Source organism: Mycobacterium kiyosense (assembly GCA_021654635.1).
GTDB lineage: Bacteria > Actinomycetota > Actinomycetes > Mycobacteriales > Mycobacteriaceae > Mycobacterium > Mycobacterium kiyosense.
Genome location: AP025179.1, coordinates 2482524 through 2499021 on the forward strand (window position 1 = coordinate 2482524; position 16498 = coordinate 2499021).

The 16498-nt window shown below is 69.1% G+C and carries 7 protein-coding genes, 1 other RNA gene and 4 pseudogenes; 10 read left to right on the forward strand and 2 right to left on the reverse strand.

Annotated elements, in window-relative coordinates:
- Nucleotides 1–55 precede the first annotated feature (55 nt).
- The 6 genes and pseudogenes from cobC (at nucleotide 56) to L6444_RS11785 (ending at nucleotide 5952) form a co-directional block, all read left to right on the forward strand.
- Nucleotides 56–1114, forward strand: a complete 1059-nt coding sequence (gene cobC, locus L6444_RS11760) for an Rv2231c family pyridoxal phosphate-dependent protein CobC (protein ID WP_236982799.1) — start codon at nucleotides 56–58, stop codon at nucleotides 1112–1114.
- A pseudogene (locus tag L6444_RS11765) lies at nucleotides 1111–2239 on the forward strand (Nif3-like dinuclear metal center hexameric protein). Before cobC ends, L6444_RS11765 begins: the two are co-directional and overlap by 4 nt.
- A gap of 22 nt (nucleotides 2240–2261) precedes the next feature.
- Complete coding sequence (locus tag L6444_RS11770; protein WP_236982802.1) at nucleotides 2262–2993, forward strand: zinc ribbon domain-containing protein; 732 nt, start codon at nucleotides 2262–2264, stop codon at nucleotides 2991–2993.
- A 3-nt stretch (nucleotides 2994–2996) separates the two neighbouring features.
- Nucleotides 2997–4125: pseudogene (locus tag L6444_RS11775) on the forward strand (bifunctional RNase H/acid phosphatase).
- Between the two features lie 681 nt (nucleotides 4126–4806).
- Nucleotides 4807–5217: RNase P RNA component class A (gene rnpB, locus L6444_RS11780), an RNA gene on the forward strand.
- 108 nt (nucleotides 5218–5325) lie between these two features.
- Nucleotides 5326–5952: a DsbA family protein gene (locus L6444_RS11785; protein WP_236982804.1), complete on the forward strand. Its 627-nt coding sequence runs from the start codon at nucleotides 5326–5328 to the stop codon at nucleotides 5950–5952.
- A gap of 105 nt (nucleotides 5953–6057) precedes the next feature.
- Here L6444_RS11785 and L6444_RS11790 read toward each other — a convergent pair.
- Both L6444_RS11790 and panB read right to left on the reverse strand, forming a co-directional pair.
- Nucleotides 6058–7595 (reverse strand): annotated as a pseudogene (locus L6444_RS11790) (CYTH and CHAD domain-containing protein).
- A gap of 97 nt (nucleotides 7596–7692) precedes the next feature.
- Nucleotides 7693–8546 (reverse strand): annotated as a pseudogene (gene panB / locus L6444_RS11795) (3-methyl-2-oxobutanoate hydroxymethyltransferase).
- Nucleotides 8547–8736: 190 nt separating this feature from the next.
- Here panB and L6444_RS11800 point away from each other — a divergent pair.
- The 4 genes from L6444_RS11800 (at nucleotide 8737) to L6444_RS11815 (ending at nucleotide 16487) form a co-directional block, all read left to right on the forward strand.
- Complete coding sequence (locus tag L6444_RS11800; RefSeq protein ID WP_370652867.1) at nucleotides 8737–10296, forward strand: alpha/beta hydrolase; 1560 nt, start codon at nucleotides 8737–8739, stop codon at nucleotides 10294–10296.
- Nucleotides 10297–10462: 166 nt separating this feature from the next.
- Nucleotides 10463–12025, forward strand: coding sequence for an alpha/beta hydrolase (locus tag L6444_RS11805; protein WP_236984022.1), 1563 nt, complete (start codon nucleotides 10463–10465; stop codon nucleotides 12023–12025).
- 68 nt (nucleotides 12026–12093) lie between these two features.
- Nucleotides 12094–13434 carry a glutamine synthetase family protein gene (locus tag L6444_RS11810; protein WP_236982808.1) on the forward strand — a complete coding sequence of 447 codons (1341 nt, stop codon included), beginning with the start codon at nucleotides 12094–12096 and terminating at the stop codon, nucleotides 13432–13434.
- 128 nt (nucleotides 13435–13562) lie between these two features.
- Nucleotides 13563–16487, forward strand: coding sequence for a bifunctional [glutamine synthetase] adenylyltransferase/[glutamine synthetase]-adenylyl-L-tyrosine phosphorylase (locus L6444_RS11815; RefSeq protein WP_236984024.1), 2925 nt, complete (start codon nucleotides 13563–13565; stop codon nucleotides 16485–16487).
- Nucleotides 16488–16498: the final 11 nt, after the last annotated feature.

The following is a 16498-nucleotide window of genomic DNA, read 5'->3' on the forward strand; positions in this document are numbered from 1 at the left end:
CGCTCGAGGTGCGCCGGATGCCTGGTCTACGCACGGGCGCACTAATGTTCCAGTGATGGCAAGTCCGGATCAGCACACGTCGACTCGCCTTGCGCTGGCGCGCTATCACGGCGATCAAGACGTCGTGCCCGGGATGCTCGATTTCGCCGTCAACGTCCGGCACGCGCAGCCGCCGTCGTGGTTGCTCGAGCGGCTGGCGGCGCGGCTGCCCGACCTGGCCTCCTATCCCAGCAGTGGTGACGTGCGTGCCGCGCAGCAGGCCGTCGCCGCGCGGCACGGCCGGGCCCGCGAGGAGGTGCTGGTGCTGGCCGGTGCGGCCGAGGGGTTCGCGTTGCTGGCCAACCTGCGACCCCGGCGGGCGGCGCTGATCGCGCCCGCGTTCACCGAGCCCGAGGTCGCGCTCGGCGCGGCAGGAATTCCGGTGTGCCAGGTAGTGCTGCCCCCGCCGTTCACTCTGGACGGGGCGCAGGTGCCCGAGGACGCCGACCTGGTGGTGGTGGGGAACCCGACCAACCCGACGTCGGTGCTGCACACCCGCGAGCAGCTGCTGGCGCTGCGCCGGCCGGGCCGGATCGTGGTTGTCGACGAGGCGTTCGCCGACGCGGTGCCCGGCGAGCCGCAGTCGCTGGCCGGCGACGCGCTGCCCGACGTGCTGGTGTTGCGCAGCCTCACCAAGACGTGGGCGCTGGCCGGCCTGCGGGTGGGCTACGCGCTGGGCGCGCCGGATCTGCTGGCCCGGTTGACCGCCGCCCGGCCGCACTGGCCGGTGGGCACGCTGCAACTGACCGCCATCGAGGCCTGCTGCGCGCCGCGGGCCGTCGCCGCGGCGGCCGCCGACGCCGAGCGGCTGGTGCAGCTGCGCGCGGCGATGGTGGCAGGCCTGCGGGCCGCCGGTGTGACGGTGGTCGACGGGCGCGCCCCGTTCGTGCTGTTCGGTGCCGTAGAATCGATGCGAAACAAGTTGCGCGACAAGGGTATTGCGGTACGACGCTGCGACACTTTCGTCGGCCTGGACGGCGGATACCTGCGCGCGGCGGTACGGCCCGAGTGGCCGCGGTTGGTCGACGCGATCGCCGAAACGCGGACGCCGGTGCCCAGCGGGAGTTGCCGATGAGCGTGCGGCTGGCCGAGGTCATCGGCGTGCTGGACGAGGCCTATCCGCCGCGGCTGGCCGAGTCGTGGGACTCCGTGGGCCTGGTGTGCGGCGACCCCGACGACGTGATCGAGTCGGTGACCATCGCCGTCGACGCGACACCGGCCGTCGTCGACGAGGTGCCCGACCGCAGCCTGCTGCTGGCGCACCACCCGCTGCTGCTGCGCGGTGTGGACACCGTGGCGGCGAGCACGCCCAAAGGCGCCCTGATCCACCGGCTCATCCGCTCGGGTCGCGCGCTGTTTACCGCGCACACCAACGCCGACTCGGCGGCACCGGGGGTGTCCGACGCGCTGGCCGATGCGCTCGGGCTCGCCGTGGAAGCCGTCCTGGACCGCTCGCCGGCCGCCTCCGAGCTCGACAAGTGGGTCATCTACGTGCCGCAGCCCAACGCCGACGCGGTGCGCGAGGCCGTCTTCGCCGCCGGCGCCGGCCACATCGGCGACTATTCGCACTGCAGTTGGAGTGTCACCGGCATCGGCCAGTTCCTGGCGCTGGACGGGGCCAACCCGGCGATCGGCAGCGTCGGCACCGTCGAACGGGTGACCGAGGACCGCGTCGAGGTCGTCGCGCCCGCCCGTGCCCGGGAAGCGGTGCTGGCCGCCATGCGCCGCGCCCACCCTACGAGGAGCCCGCCTTCGACGTCTTCACCATGGCGGCGCTGCCCGCCGGCACCGGGCTGGGCCGCATCGGCACGCTGCGCAAACCCGAACCGCTGCGCGACTTCGTCGCGCGCGTCGATGCCGCGTTGCCGCGCACATCGTGGGGGTGCGCGCCGCCGGCGACCCGGACCGGCCGGTGGCGCGGGTGGCGGTGTGCGGGGGAGCGGGCGACTCGTTCCTGGGCGCGGTCGCCGCCGCCGACGTGCAGGCCTACGTCACCTCCGACCTGCGGCACCACCCCGCCGACGAGCATCGCCGGGCCTCCGCGGTGGCGCTGGTCGACGTGGCACATTGGGCCAGCGAATTCCCGTGGTGCGCTCAGGCGGCTGGCGTGCTGAGAACGCAGTTCGGTGGATCGCTGCCGGTGCGGGTATCCACCCTGCGCACCGATCCGTGGAATCTGGGCACGGGACACCAGTGCTGAGTGAGAGACCTGGAGATCATTGATGAAAGCCGAAGTGGCGCAGCAGCGTTCGCTCCTGGAATTGGCGACGCTGGACGCCGAGCTGTCCCGCATCGCGCATCGGGCCACCCACCTGCCGCAGCGGGAGGCCTTCGAGCGGGTACAGGGTGAGCACAGCGCCGCCAGCGACCGGCTGGGGGCCGTGCGGATCGCGGTGGAGGACATGGACGCCGAGGTATCACGGTTGGAGTCCGAGATCGACGCGGTCCGCAAGCGCGAGGACCGCGACCGATCGTTGCTGGCTGCCGGCGCCGCCGACGCCAAACAGCAGTCCGACCTGCAGCACGAGCTGGAGACCCTGCAGCGCCGCCAATCCAGCCTGGAGGATTCGCTGCTGGAAGTCATGGAGCGCCGCGAGGAGCTGCAGGCGCAGCAAGCCGTCGAAGACACCAGCATTGCAAAGCTGCAGGTCGAGCTGGCCGACGCGCAGCGGGACCTCGACGCCGCCCTGGCCGAGATCGACCAGACCCGCGCTGAGCACAGCTCCCGCCGCGACGCGCTGGCCGCATCGCTGAACCCCGACCTCGCGGCGCTCTACGAACGGCTGCGCGCCGGGGGAGGACCGGGCGCCGGCCAGCTACAGGGTCACCGGTGCGGAGCCTGCCGGATCGAGATCGGCCGCGGTGAACTGGCCCGGATCAACGCGGCCGCCGAAGACGAGGTGCTGCGGTGCCCGGAGTGCGGCGCGATCCTGTTGCGGATCAAGGGGCTTTGAGCGGTGAAAGTCGTCATCGAAGCCGACGGCGGGTCGCGGGGTAACCCGGGGCCCGCCGGCTACGGCGCGGTGGTGTTCAGCGCGGATCGCCAGACCGTGCTGGCCGAGTCCAAGCACGCCATCGGGCGCGCCACCAACAACGTCGCCGAGTACCGGGGACTGATCGCCGGCCTCGACGACGCGGTGAAGATGGGCGCCACCGAGGTGTCGGTCCTGATGGACTCCAAGCTGGTGGTCGAGCAGATGTCGGGGCGCTGGAAGGTCAAGCACCCCGACCTGGTGGAACTGCACGCGCAGGCGCAGGCGCTGGCGTCGCGGTTTCGCCGGATCAGCTATTCGTGGATCTCCCGGGAACAGAACGCGTACGCCGACCGGCTTGCCAACGAGGCCATGGACGCGGCGGCCCAGACCGACCGGCGCGATGAGAAGGTCGCGGTGCCGCTCAACGACGCGGCTCGCAAGGCGGCGACGCAGACCCCGGCCGACGCGACCATCGGCCCGGGCTGGACCGGCGCCCGCGGCACCCCGACCCGGCTGCTGCTGTTGCGCCATGGGCAGACCGAGTTCTCGGCGCAGCGTCGCTACTCGGGTCGCGGCAACCCGCCGCTGAACGAAGTCGGTTGGCGCCAAGCGGGATTGGCGGCCCGATATCTGAACCAGCGCAGGGGGATCGCGGCGGTGATCTCCTCACCGCTGCAGCGCGCCCACGACACCGCGACGACGGCAGCCCGGGCGCTCGGCCTCGACGTCACCGTCGACGAAGATCTGATCGAGACCGACTTCGGAGCGTGGGAGGGGTTGACCTTCGGCGAGGCAGCAGCACGCGACCCCGAACTGCACCGCCGCTGGCTCTACGACACCGGCACCGTCCCGCCGGGCGGAGAGAGTTTCGACGACGTGCTGCGCCGGGTTCGCCGCTGCCGCGACCGCATCATCGCCGCCCACGGCGGCGAAAACGTGCTGGTGGTCTCCCATGTCACGCCGATCAAGATGCTGCTGCGGATGGCATTGGACGCCGGGTCGGGCATGCTGTACCGGCTGCATCTGGACCTCGCCTCGCTGAGCATCGCCGAGTTCTATCCCGACGGGGGCGTCGTCGGTCCGTCTGGTCAACCAGACGGCCTACCTCTGAGCGAGGACGCGTTAAAAAACCCAGCTGCCCCTGCGGCGAGATGACGAACCCGTGTTTTTGCTCGCCGTCGACGAGTTCGCAGGCGGTCATCGTCTGATCCACGCCGCACGTCTGCAGCGGCCCGTCGGTGTAGACGATCTTGCTGTGAATGGGCAGCAATTTGTAGTCCTGGGCGGTCAAGGAGCGGCCGGTCACGCCGGGGCCGGACGGAATGGCGTCCATCGCCGACAGATCGACGTTCGAGAAGACCGCCGCGTCCTTGCTCACGCCGGGCGCATAAACCAATCCGACGTGGTTGTACTCGGTGCCCGGCAGGCTTCCCCAACAAGACATGTACGCGCCGTTCTGCTTGTGCACGAACATCATCCGGCACCGATAGCCGGTCGGGGTCGCGAATTGCACACCGGAGGTCATGTAGGCCGAGTAATTCTGGTAATCGGCGGTGTTGACCGCGCCGTAGTAGCTCAGACTCGGGAACTGGTCGGGATCTGCGGCCGCGGTGGGGGCGAACACCGGCAGTGCGGCAACGACCGACAGCCAGACGAAGATGGACGACCTCATGAATCTCAGTATGGGCGCGGATCCGGGCGGAATTCCCCGGCTTATTCCACATAGCGGTCCCGGGCGAACTTGTCCACGCTGGCCTGCACTTCTCGTGCGGGGTACGGTGTTCGACGCGGACGAGTTGGCTGGGCGGCCGCGGCACGGGCTCGGGTAGCTCCGTGTCGAGGAAAGTCCGGACTTCACAGAGCAGGGTGATTGCTAACGGCAATCCGAGGTGACTCGCGGGAAAGTGCCACAGAGAACAGACCGCCACCCTCGCGGTGGTAAGGGTGAAACGGTGCGGTAAGAGCGCACCAGCATCCCGGGTGACCGGGATGGCTCGGCAAACCCCACCCGAAGCAAGGCCAAGAATGGCCGCACCACAAGTGCGGTCGCGCAGACGCCCGAGGGCTGCTCGCCCGAGTCTGCGGGTAGGCCGCTCGAGGCACCCGGCAACGGTGTGTCCAGATGGATGGTCGCCGCCGTGCCGCCGTTGGTTAACGCCGCGGCGGTGGGGAACAGAATCCGGCTTACAGGCCAACTCGTCCGCCCCGCGCTCGCTGACCTGACCCGTCCGACATGATGGTGACCATGACGGCGAGCGCCACCGGAATCTCCTTCGTGAAACGGCCCGCAGGAACATCGCTTGCTGTCGCGATGACGCTCGGCCTCCTCGGGGTGATCCTGGTGTGTATCCCCGGCGCCGGACCCGCGTATGCGGCCGATGCCGCGCCGGCCGGTGACATCCTGTCGATCGGCGACCCGGCGGCCCCGGGCCAGATCGAGTTGTACCTGGACCCGCTGTGCCCCTACAGCGGGAGGTTGCTCCGCGAGCAGGGCGCCGAGATCGGTCGCCGCATCGAGGCCGGTCGTCTGCATATCGATCTGCGATTCGTCAACTTCCTCGAAAAGTACTCGGCCAGCGGCACTTACGACGTCCGTGCCATTTACGCGTCCTTCATCGTCGCCGATCACTCGCAGTCGAGCGACATCAGCTGGCAGTTCATCGAGCAGATCTTCTCCGCCGATCAGCAACCTAAAGAAGAAGGTGCGACAGATCTGAGCAACGATCAGCTCGCTGGTCTGGCCGACCGCGTCGGGGCGCCGCCGTCGGCGCAAGAACTGATCAAGCTCGGCCTGCCCGTGCCCTACGACGCGCGCACCATCGCCGCGAACAACCTCGCCTTGCTGCGCGATCTGCCCGAGCCCGGCGTGCCCACGGTCGTCATCGGCGGTAAATCGGTTGACGGAAACACTGACTGGCTCGACCGTCTCCCGCGCTGACCTGAGATTGGGGCTGCGTTCAGGAAACTCCCGGCGGCGGTACTGGACGCCGGGCCTGGAAACTCGCTCACCCGCCGCAGCTGAAAACGTCTCCCGCGCTCAGCTTCAGCGCCGGTCGGCGCGCACCGCCTTGTCCAGTGCGCTCAGCGCCGCATCCAACTGCTGACGGCTGGAGTCGGCCAGGTCGCTCTCCAACTGGTATAGCAACCCGTAGGTGAAGGTGTCTTCGCCGGCGGCGTGGGCGAGGTCGGCCTGCGTCAGCAGGTGCTCGCGGCTGACCGCGCTGTCTTGATGGTCACCCAGCAACGTCTGGATGACCTTGGCCTGCTGGGCCACGCGGTTGGCGCCGGTGGCCGCCGCGGTATAACGCAAACGCTTGGCGCGCTTGCGGATTGCGTGCAGCGCCTCGTCGGCGTCGGCGGCCTGCTCGGCAACTTTCTCGGCTGCCAGGGCCTTCTTCGCGGCCTTGCGCACCCCCCGATACGCCGCGTCGATCGTCACCGGCGCAGGTTCCTGTCCCGACACGGTGACCGGCGGCGCCGTCGCAATCGCGTCCAGCGCGTCCAGTAACCGGAAGTAGCGCTTGGACCGCATCGCACTCAGCGAGCGCCGCAGCCCCGCCTGATAGCGACGCTGGGCGCCGTCGACCAGGCGTTCCCACACCGGTCCGCGAACCAACGCGGGATCCAGACTCTTCAGCGCGCGCTCGTAACGCTCGCCGAGCACCTCGGCGTCGCGCGCCACCCCCAGCACCCCGGCGAGCTCGCGCATCTCGTCGAGAACCCAGGCGTCGTCGGCCAACCCGAACGATTCCCGGGATTCCTTGAGCAGACTGCGGATCTTGCGCGTGGTCACCCGCATCTGATGGACCGAGTCGAAGACGTCGGCGCGCACGGCACGGTCCCACACCAGCAGCTCGTCGACTTGCTGGGCCACAGCGCGATGGACCGGGTCGGTCGGCTCGGGACCCGGCGCGGGCTGCGCCGTCGAGCCCAGCACCTTGGCCAGCTTCGAGCCGTGCCCGGCCGGCGCCGCGCCGGCATCCAGCAGGCGGTTGCTCAGCCGGTCGAGCAGCTGGAGATCCGCGTTGCCGTTGCGCTTCTCGTCGGTTCCGCGCAATTCGAGTTCCCATTCGCGCCACTGTTGCTCGGCGGGGCCGGTGTCGTCGGTGTCCGCGGCCGACCACGCCGTGACGTGGTCGTTGCAGAACTCGGCCAGCGCGGCGCCGTCGGCGCCGTAGAGCACCTGGATCTCGCGGCGGGTGGTGATGCGCGCGACCGGTTCGACCGGGCGGTCGCGGACGATCGCCAGCACCACGTCCAGCAACTCGGCCGGCACGGTGTCGGAGTCGGACGCGTCCAGGGGGAGCGTGGATCTCGGTGCGGGAATCGGGGCCGGCCGGCAACTTCAAGTGCCAGCCCGCGTCCGACCCGCCGGTGCGGCGGCGCAACGTGATCCGGTTGCGTGCCAGATCCTGCCCCGGGGGTGTCGAAGTAGACCGCGTCGAGCTCCTCGGTGGGCGATTTCTCGACTCGGGCCACCGCCGCGATGCCCTCGAACGACGGTGTCACCGTCGACTCGACGACGTCGAACTTGCGCTCGACCTCCAAATGTCGCGCCGACTTTGGCGCCTTAGTAGGCATCTTCTTCTCCGGGAGAGCGCATGGGTCAGGGGTCGCACATAGGGTGCCACACCAAAAATTAACGAACCGGCTCAGGACCGTCCGTCGCTGAGAAGTTCTAGAAGCAGTGCTCGTCGGCCGGGAAGGCGCCGCTGGCCACCTCGTCGGCGTATTGGCGTATTGCATTGCGGCGCGCCGCAATTGGTCACCCACATCGGCGAATCGCTTGACGAACCGGGCGGCCTTGCCGCCGCTCATCCCGGCCATGTCCTGCCAGACCAGCACCTGGCCGTCGCAGTTGGGCCCGGCCCCGATGCCCACCGTCGGGATGGTCAGCTTCCCGGTGATCTGGGTGGCCAGCTCGGCCGGCACCATCTCCATCACCACGGCGAACGCACCCGCTTCGGCGACCGCGATCGCGTCGTGGACGGTCTGTTCGGCGGCATCACCGCGGCCCTGCACCTTGAAGCCGCCGAGGGTGTTCACGCTCTGCGGGGTGAAGCCGATGTGGGCCATCACCGGGATGCCCGCCGCGGTCAGGCACGCGATCTGCTCGGCGACCCGCTCGCCGCCCTCCAGCTTGACGGCGTGCGCGCCGCCCTCCTTCATGAACCGGGTGGCCGAGGCCAGCGCCATAGCGGGCCCGCCCTCGTAGCTACCGAACGGCAGGTCTGCGACGACCAGTGCGTGCGGCGCGCCCCGCACCACACCGCGGACCAGCGGGATCAACTCGTCGATCGAGATCGGCACCGTGGTGTCGTAGCCGTACACGACGTTGGCGGCGGAGTCGCCGACCAGCAGCACCGGGATGCCGGCTTCCTCGAAGACCCGCGCGGTCGAGTAGTCATAGGCCGTCAGCATTCCCCACTTGTGGCCTTCGGCCTTCCATTTCTGCAGGTGGTGGGTGCGGATCTTGGGCCGCGGCGCCGAGACGGCAGCAGAATTCGAACCATAGACGTTCTCAGACATCATTGTCCTAATTGGTGGTCGGGTCGATCCTCGAGGCCCTACCGGGTCCCCGGGTTCGTCTGACCCCGTCATTCTGCCACCTCGTTGCTGCGGGCGCACCGAGGTGTGAGAAACGCCATCGGCGTGCGTCCGCGCTAGGGCCGGTTCGGCCGCTGACCAGGAATGTGCACGCTCTCTGGCACGATTGGGACCCATGTGCCTGACTCGCCGCGACAGAATCGCGCGCTCACTGCTGGTCTGGACCGCGCTGGCCGCTGTGGTACTGACTTCGGCGGGCTGCGTCCGCGTGGTCGCCGGACGGGCACACATGGCCGAGCCGCGGCTGGGCCAGCCGGTGGTGTGGACGCCGTGCCGCAGCTCCAACCCCAACACGAAGATTCCGGGCAACGCCATGTGCGGCAAGCTGGCCGTGCCCGTCGACTATGCCCATCCCGACGCCGGCACGGCATCGCTGGCGCTGATCAGGTTCCCGGCCAGCGGGGAGAAAATCGGTTCGCTGGTGATCAACCCCGGGGGACCCGGCGAGTCCGGCGTCGAGGCGGCGCTGGGCATCTTCTCCTCGCTGCCCAAGCGGGTGCACGAACACTTCGACCTGGTGGGCTTCGACCCGCGCGGCGTGTCGAATTCCCGCCCCGCGATCTGGTGCAACTCCGACGCCGACAACGACCGGCTGCGGACCGAACCGAACGTCGACTACAGCCAGGCCGGCGTGGAGCACATGGAGAACGAGACCAAGCAGTTCGTGCAGCGCTGCGTCGACAAGATGGGCAAGGAATTCCTGGCCAACGTCGGGACGGTCGCCGTCGCGCGGGATCTTGACGAGATCCGCAAAGCGCTGGGCGACGCCAAGCTGACCTACCTGGGCTACTCCTACGGCACCCGAATCGGCTCGGCCTACGCGGAGGCCTTCCCGCAGAACGTGCGGGCGATGATCCTGGACGGCGCGGTGGATCCCAACGCCGATCCGATCGAAGCGGACCTGCGGCAGGCCAAGGGATTTCAGGACGCGTTCGACGACTACGCCGCCGACTGCGCCAAAGACCCGAGCTGCCCGCTGGGCAACGACCCGGCCAAGGCCGTCGCGGTCTACCACGATTTGATCGACCCCCTGGTCGACCCCGACAACCTGCAGGTGGGCAGGCCCGCGAAGACGAAAGACCCGCGCGGGCTGAGCTACAGCGACGCGATCGTGGGCACCATCATGGCGTTGTACTCACCGAACCTGTGGCACCACCTGACCGACGGTCTGAAAGAACTGGCCGACGAACACCGCGGCGACACCATGCTGGCGCTGGCCGACATGTACATGCGCCGCGACTCGCACGGCCACTACAACAACTCCACCGACGCCCGGGTGGCCATCAACTGCGTCGATCAGCCGCCGATCACCGACCGCGCCAAGGTGGTCGACGAGGATCGCCGGTCCCGTGAGCTCGCACCGTTCATGAGCTACGGCAAGTTCACCGGATTCGCACCACTGGGCACCTGCGCGTTCTGGCCGGTGCCGCCGACCAGCCGCCCGCACGCCGTCACCGCACCCGGTCTGCCACCGACCGTCGTGGTGTCGACCACCCACGACCCGGCGACGCCGTACCAGGCTGGGGTGGACCTGGCTAACCAGCTGCACGGCTCGCTGCTCACCTACAACGGAACCCAGCACACGGTGGTGTTCCAGGGCAACAACTGCATCGACGACCACATCACCGCGTACCTGGTCAACGGCACGGCGCCGCCCAGCGGCGCGACGTGCTGACGGCCCGCAACCCTGCGCCCACCGCGATTCTCACGACGCTGCGCCGGCGCGTCGCGTCGTGAGAATCACTGTCGGCGTCGGGGGCTGGTGGACAGGCCGTGGGCGATCGATTCGAAACCAAGGAGTAATCGTTTCGCGTCCAACTGCCCCTGCGGAAGGTGAGACGATTTCGGCCATGTTGCGCCTGAGAACGGTGAGCTCGGCGCTGTTGTCGTTCGGACTGGTCATCTGCGGGCAGGAGCCGCTTGCCGCCGCAACTCCCGAACCGGATCCCGGAACCGGGCAGAACCAGCTCCCCGCGGCGCCGGCCGCGACGGCACAGCAGGGCTGGGGATCGTGCCGCGATTTCGTCGGCGACCTGACCGACCTGCCCTCCGCGCAGTGCGCGACCGTGGCGGTACCCGTTGACTACGACAAACCCGCTGGCGCACAAGCGAAGCTGGCGGTGATCCGGGTTCCGGCCAGCGGCCAGCGACTCGGGTCGCTGTTGTTGAACCCGGGCGGACCCGGCGCCTCGGCGGTCGACCTGGTCGCCGGAATGGCCGCCAACCTCAAGGACACCGACATCGCCCGTCATTTCGATCTGGTGGGCTTCGACCCCCGCGGCGTCGGCCACTCGACACCGGAATTGCGCTGCCGCAGCGACGCCGAATTCGACGCCTACCGGCGCGACCCGATGGTCGATTACAGCCCGGCCGGGGTGGCCCGCATCGAGGGGGTGTACCGGCAGTTGGCCCAGCAGTGCGCCCAGCGGATGGGTCAGGCGTTCCTGGCCAACATCGGCACCGCGTCGACGGCCCGGGACATGGACATGGTGCGCCAGGCGCTCGGTGACGAGCAGATCAACTATCTGGGCTACAGCTACGGCACCGAGTTGGGCACCGCCTACATCGAACGGTTCGCCCCGCACGTGCGGGCCATGGTGCTCGACGGCGCCATCGACCCGACGATCGGGCCGATCGAGCAGACCATCAACCAGATGGCGGGCTTTCAGACGGCGTTCAACGACTACGCCGCCGACTGCGCCAAGTCGACCGCTTGCCCGCTGGGCACCGACCCCGCCCAATGGGTCAACCGCTACCACGCACTGATCGATCCGCTGGTGACCAAGCCGGGCAAGACGTCCGACCCGCGCGGCCTGAGCTACGCCGACGCCAGCACCGGCACCATCAACGCGCTCTACACCCCGCAGCATTGGAAATATCTGACCAGCGGCCTGCTGGGTCTGCAGCGCGGCACCGACGCGGGCGATCTGCTGGTGCTGGCCGACGACTACAACGGCCGCGACAAGCAGGGCCACTACGACAACGGCCAGGATGCGTTCAACGCGATTCGATGCGTCGACGCGCCGACGCCCACCGACGCCGCCTCCTGGGTCACCGCCGACCGGCGCCTGCGCGAAGTGGCCCCCTTCACCAGCTTCGGACAGTTCACCGGGTCGGCCCCGCGTGACATCTGCGCGCTGTGGCCGGTGCCGCCGACCTCGACACCACACGCCGCCGCGCCCGCTCCGGCCGGAAAAGTGGTGGTGGTCTCCACCACCCACGATCCGGCCACCCCCTATCAGGCGGGGGTGGACCTGGCCCGTCAACTGGGCGGCTCGCTCATCTCCTTCGACGGAACCCAGCACACCGTCGTGTTCGACGGGAACAATTGCGTGGACGCCGCGGTGATGCGGTACTTCATGGATCTGACGCCGCCGCCACCGAACTTGCGGTGCCGGGCGTAGCGCCCGCGCAACGTGTCTGGCGTGGCGTCCGTAACACCGATTTAACAGACCGTGCCTAGTGTGCGGGTATGGATCGCCAGAAGGAGTTCGTACTCCGCACCCTGGAAGAGCGCGACATCCGCTTCGTCCGACTGTGGTTCACCGACGTGCTCGGTTTCCTCAAGTCGGTGGCGATCGCACCGGCCGAACTCGAGGGCGCCTTCGAAGAGGGCATCGGCTTCGACGGATCCTCGATCGAGGGCTTCGCCCGGGTCTCGGAGTCCGACACCGTCGCGCACCCCGACCCGTCCACCTTCCAGGTGCTGCCCTGGGCGACCAAGGCCGGCCACCACCACTCCGCGCGGATGTTCTGCGACATCACCATGCCGGACGGTTCGCCGTCCTGGGCCGACCCGCGGCACGTGTTGCGCCGCCAGCTGCAGAAGGCCAACGACCTCGGCTTCTCCTGCTACGTGCACCCCGAAATCGAGTTCTTCCTGCTGCAGCCCGGCGCCGAAGACGGCAGTGAACCCACTCCGATCGACAACGCCGGCTACTTCGATCAGGCGGTGCACGAGTCGGCGTCGAAGTTCCGCCGCCACGCCGTCGAGGCGCTGGAATTCATGGGCATCTCGGTGGAATTCAGCCACCACGAGGGCGCGCCCGGCCAGCAGGAGATCGACCTGCGGTTCGCCGACGCACTGTCCATGGCCGACAACGTGATGACCTTCCGCTACATCATGAAAGAGGTGGCGCTGGAGGAGGGCGTGCGGGCGACCTTCATGCCCAAGCCGTTCGGCCAGCACCCCGGTTCGGCGATGCACACCCACATGAGCCTGTTCGAGGGGGACGTCAACGCCTTCCACAGCGACGACGACCCGCTGCAATTGTCCGAAGTCGGCAAATCCTTCATCGCGGGAATCCTGGAGCACGCCTCGGAGATCAGCGCCGTCACCAACCAGTGGGTGAACTCCTACAAGCGGCTGGTGCACGGCGGCGAGGCGCCCACCGCCGCGTCCTGGGGTGCGGCCAACCGTTCGGCGCTGGTGCGGGTGCCGATGTACACGCCGCACAAGACCTCGTCGCGACGCGTCGAGGTGCGCAGCCCGGACTCGGCGTGCAACCCCTACCTGGCGTTCGCGGTGCTGCTGGCCGCCGGACTGCGCGGAGTCGAGAAGGGATACGTGCTGGGTCCGCAGGCCGAGGACAACGTGTGGGACCTCACACCGGAGGAACGCCGCACCATGGGCTACCGCGAGCTGCCCACCAGCCTGGACAACGCGCTGCGCGCCATGGAGTCCTCCGAACTGGTCGCAGAAGCGTTGGGGGAGCACGTATTCGACTTCTTCCTGCGTAACAAGCGCGCCGAGTGGGCGAACTACCGCAGCCATGTGACGCCGTTCGAGTTGCGGTCGTATCTGTCGCTGTAGCGCGTTGCGCTACCGTCGGTATCTGTGGCGCCACTCCTCCTGACCGCTCCGCTTCGTCGTCGGCGCGTGTCGTGACTAAGCCCGCGACGCAACGACCCAAGTTGCCCAGCGTCGGCCGGCTCGGACTGATGGACCGCCGGGCTGGTGACCAGATCGCGCAACTGGGCTGGGACCAACACGACGACCAGGCGCACGTCGACCTGTTGTGGTCGCTGTCGCGCGCCCCGGACGCCGACGCCGCGCTGCGCGCGCTGATCCGGCTGTCGGAGAACCCCGACACCGGATGGGACGAGCTGAACGCGGCGCTGCTCGGCGAACGCAGTCTGCGCGGACGGCTGTTCGCGGTGCTGGGCTCGTCGCTGGCGCTGGGCGACCATCTGGCCGCCAACCCGCAGTCCTGGAAGCTGTTGCGCGGCAACGTCAAACTACCGAACCGGGACCAGCTGACCCGCGCCTTCCTGCAATGTGTCGAGGAATTCTCCGGAGCGCCGGGCACCATCGTGCACCGACTGAAGGTTCTCTACCGCGACCGGCTGCTGGTGCTGGCCGCATTAGACCTGGCGCCCACCGTGGAGGACGAGCCGGTGCTGCCGTTCGTCACCGTCGGCGCCCACCTGTCCGACCTCGCCGACGCCGCGTTGGCGGCGGCGCTGCGGGTGGCCGAGGGCACCGTGTGCGGCGACCGGCAGGCCCCGCGGCTGGCGGTCATCGCGATGGGCAAATGCGGGGCGCGGGAACTGAACTACGTCAGCGACGTCGACGTGATCTTCGTCGGCGAGAACGCCGACCCGCTCACCACCCGCGTCGCCGGGGAGATGATGCGGGTGGCGTCGTCGGCGTTCTTCGAGGTGGACGCCGGCCTGCGCCCGGAGGGCCGGCACGGCGAGCTGGTTCGCACCGTGGAGTCCCATGTCGCCTATTACCAGCGCTGGGCCAAGACCTGGGAATTCCAGGCGCTGATGAAGGCCCGCGCCGCCGCCGGCGACCCCGAGCTGGCTCAGCGTTACCTCGAGGCGCTGACGCCGATGGTGTGGACCGCCTGCGAGCGCGAGGATTTCGTGCCCGAGGTGCAGGCCATGCGGCGCCGCGTCGAGCAGCTGGTGCCCGCCGATGTCCGCGGCCGAGAACTCAAACTGGGCAGCGGCGGGCTGCGCGACGTGGAGTTCGCCGCGCAGCTCCTGCAGCTCGTGCACGGCCGCAGCGACGAGTCGCTGCACGTGGCGTCCACCGTCGACGCGCTGACGGCGCTGGGCGAGGGCGGCTACATCGGGCGCGAGGACACCGCGAACCTGATCGCCTCCTATGAGTTCCTGCGCCTACTCGAGCACCGGCTGCAGCTGCAGCGGCTCAAGCGCACCCACCTGCTGCCCGAAAGCGACGACGAGGAGGGGGTGCGCTGGCTGGCCCGCGCCGCCCACATCCGCCCCGACGGGCGCCACGACGCCGCCGGGGTACTGCGCGAAGAACTCAAACACCAGAACGTGCGGGTGTCGCGGTTGCACGCCAAGCTGTTCTACCAGCCGCTGCTCGAATCGATCGGACCGCCCGGACTGGAGATCGCCGGACGCGGCATGACCTCGGAGGCCGCCGAACGTCAGCTCGCCGCGCTGGGGTACGAGGCCCCGCAGATCGCCTTGAAGCACATGTCGGCGCTGGTGAATCAGAGCGGACGGCGTGGGCGGGTGCAGTCGGTGCTGCTACCACGGCTGCTGGACTGGCTTTCCTATGCCCCGGACCCCGACGGCGGTCTGCTGGCCTACCGCAAACTCAGCGAGGCGCTGGCCTCCCAAACCTGGTACCTGGCCACGCTGCGCGACAAACCGACGGTGGGTCGGCGCCTGATGCATGTGCTGGGCACCTCGATGTTCGTGCCGGATCTGCTGATGCGCGCACCCGAGGTCATCCAGTCCTACGGCGACGGCACCGCCGGCCCCAAACTGCTCGAGACCGACCCCGCGGCGGTGGCCCGTGCGCTGGTCGCCTCCGCGGGCCGGCAGAGCGACCCGGCCCGGGCCGTCGCCTCGGCGCGCACACTGCGCCGTCGGGAACTGGCCCGGATCGGTTCGGCGGACCTGCTCGGCATGCTCGAAGTCACCGAGGTCTGCGCCGCGCTGACCTCGGTGTGGGTGGCGGTGCTGCAGGCCGCGCTGGATGCGGTGGTGCGAGCCAGCCTGCCCGCCGACGGCAAGGCGCCGGCGGCGATCGCGGTCATCGGGATGGGCCGACTCGGTGGCGCCGAACTCGGCTACGGTTCGGACGCCGACGTCATGTACGTGTGCCAGCCGGCCGAAGGCGTCGAAGATTCGGTGGCCGTGAAATGGGCGACGACGGTCGCCGAACAGGTGCGCAAGCAGCTGGGTACGCCCAGTGTCGATCCGCCGCTGGAGGTCGACGCCAACCTGCGGCCCGAAGGCCGCAACGGCCCGATGGTCCGCACGCTGGCCTCCTATGAGGCCTACTACGCGCAGTGGGCGCAAGCCTGGGAGATCCAGGCGCTGCTGCGGGCGCACGCGGTGGCCGGCGACGCCGAGTTGGGTCAACGGTTCCTGCTGATGATCGACAAGACGCGCTACCCACCCAACGGGGTGTCGGCCGAGGCGGTGCAGGAGATCCGCCGGATCAAAGCGCGCATCGAGTCCGAGCGGCTGCCGCGGGGTGCCGACCCCAACACCCACACCAAGCTGGGCCGCGGCGGACTGGCCGACATCGAGTGGACCGTGCAACTGCTGCAGTTGCGGCATGCCCACGAGATCCCGGCCCTGCACAACACCTCGACGCTGCAGTCCCTCGATGTGATCGCCGAGCACGGGCTGGTCGCCGCGGACGAAGTCGACCTGCTGCGGCAGGCGTGGCTGACGGCCACCCGGGCCCGCAACGCACTGGTACTGGTCCGCGGCAAGCCCACCGATCAGCTGCCCGGACCGGGCCGTCAGCTCAACGCGGTCGCGGTGGCCGCGGGCTGGCACAACGACGACGGCGGGGAGTTCCTGGACAACTACCTGCGGGTAACCCGACGGGCAAAAACCGTGGTACGCAAGGTGTTCGGCAGTTGACCCAGGATCCG

Excerpts from the sequence above, each read along its gene's own strand:
- L6444_RS11800 (WP_370652867.1), top strand. The coding sequence starts at position 8,737 with ATGTGCCTGACTCGCCGCGACAGAATCGCGCGCTCACTGCTGGTCTGG.
- L6444_RS11815 (WP_236984024.1), top strand. The coding sequence starts at position 13,563 with ATGGACCGCCGGGCTGGTGACCAGATCGCGCAACTGGGCTGGGACCAA.
- L6444_RS11770 (WP_236982802.1), top strand. The coding sequence starts at position 2,262 with ATGAAAGCCGAAGTGGCGCAGCAGCGTTCGCTCCTGGAATTGGCGACG.
- L6444_RS11810 (WP_236982808.1), top strand. The coding sequence starts at position 12,094 with ATGGATCGCCAGAAGGAGTTCGTACTCCGCACCCTGGAAGAGCGCGAC.
- L6444_RS11785 (WP_236982804.1), top strand. The coding sequence starts at position 5,326 with ATGACGCTCGGCCTCCTCGGGGTGATCCTGGTGTGTATCCCCGGCGCC.
- cobC (WP_236982799.1), top strand. The coding sequence starts at position 56 with ATGGCAAGTCCGGATCAGCACACGTCGACTCGCCTTGCGCTGGCGCGC.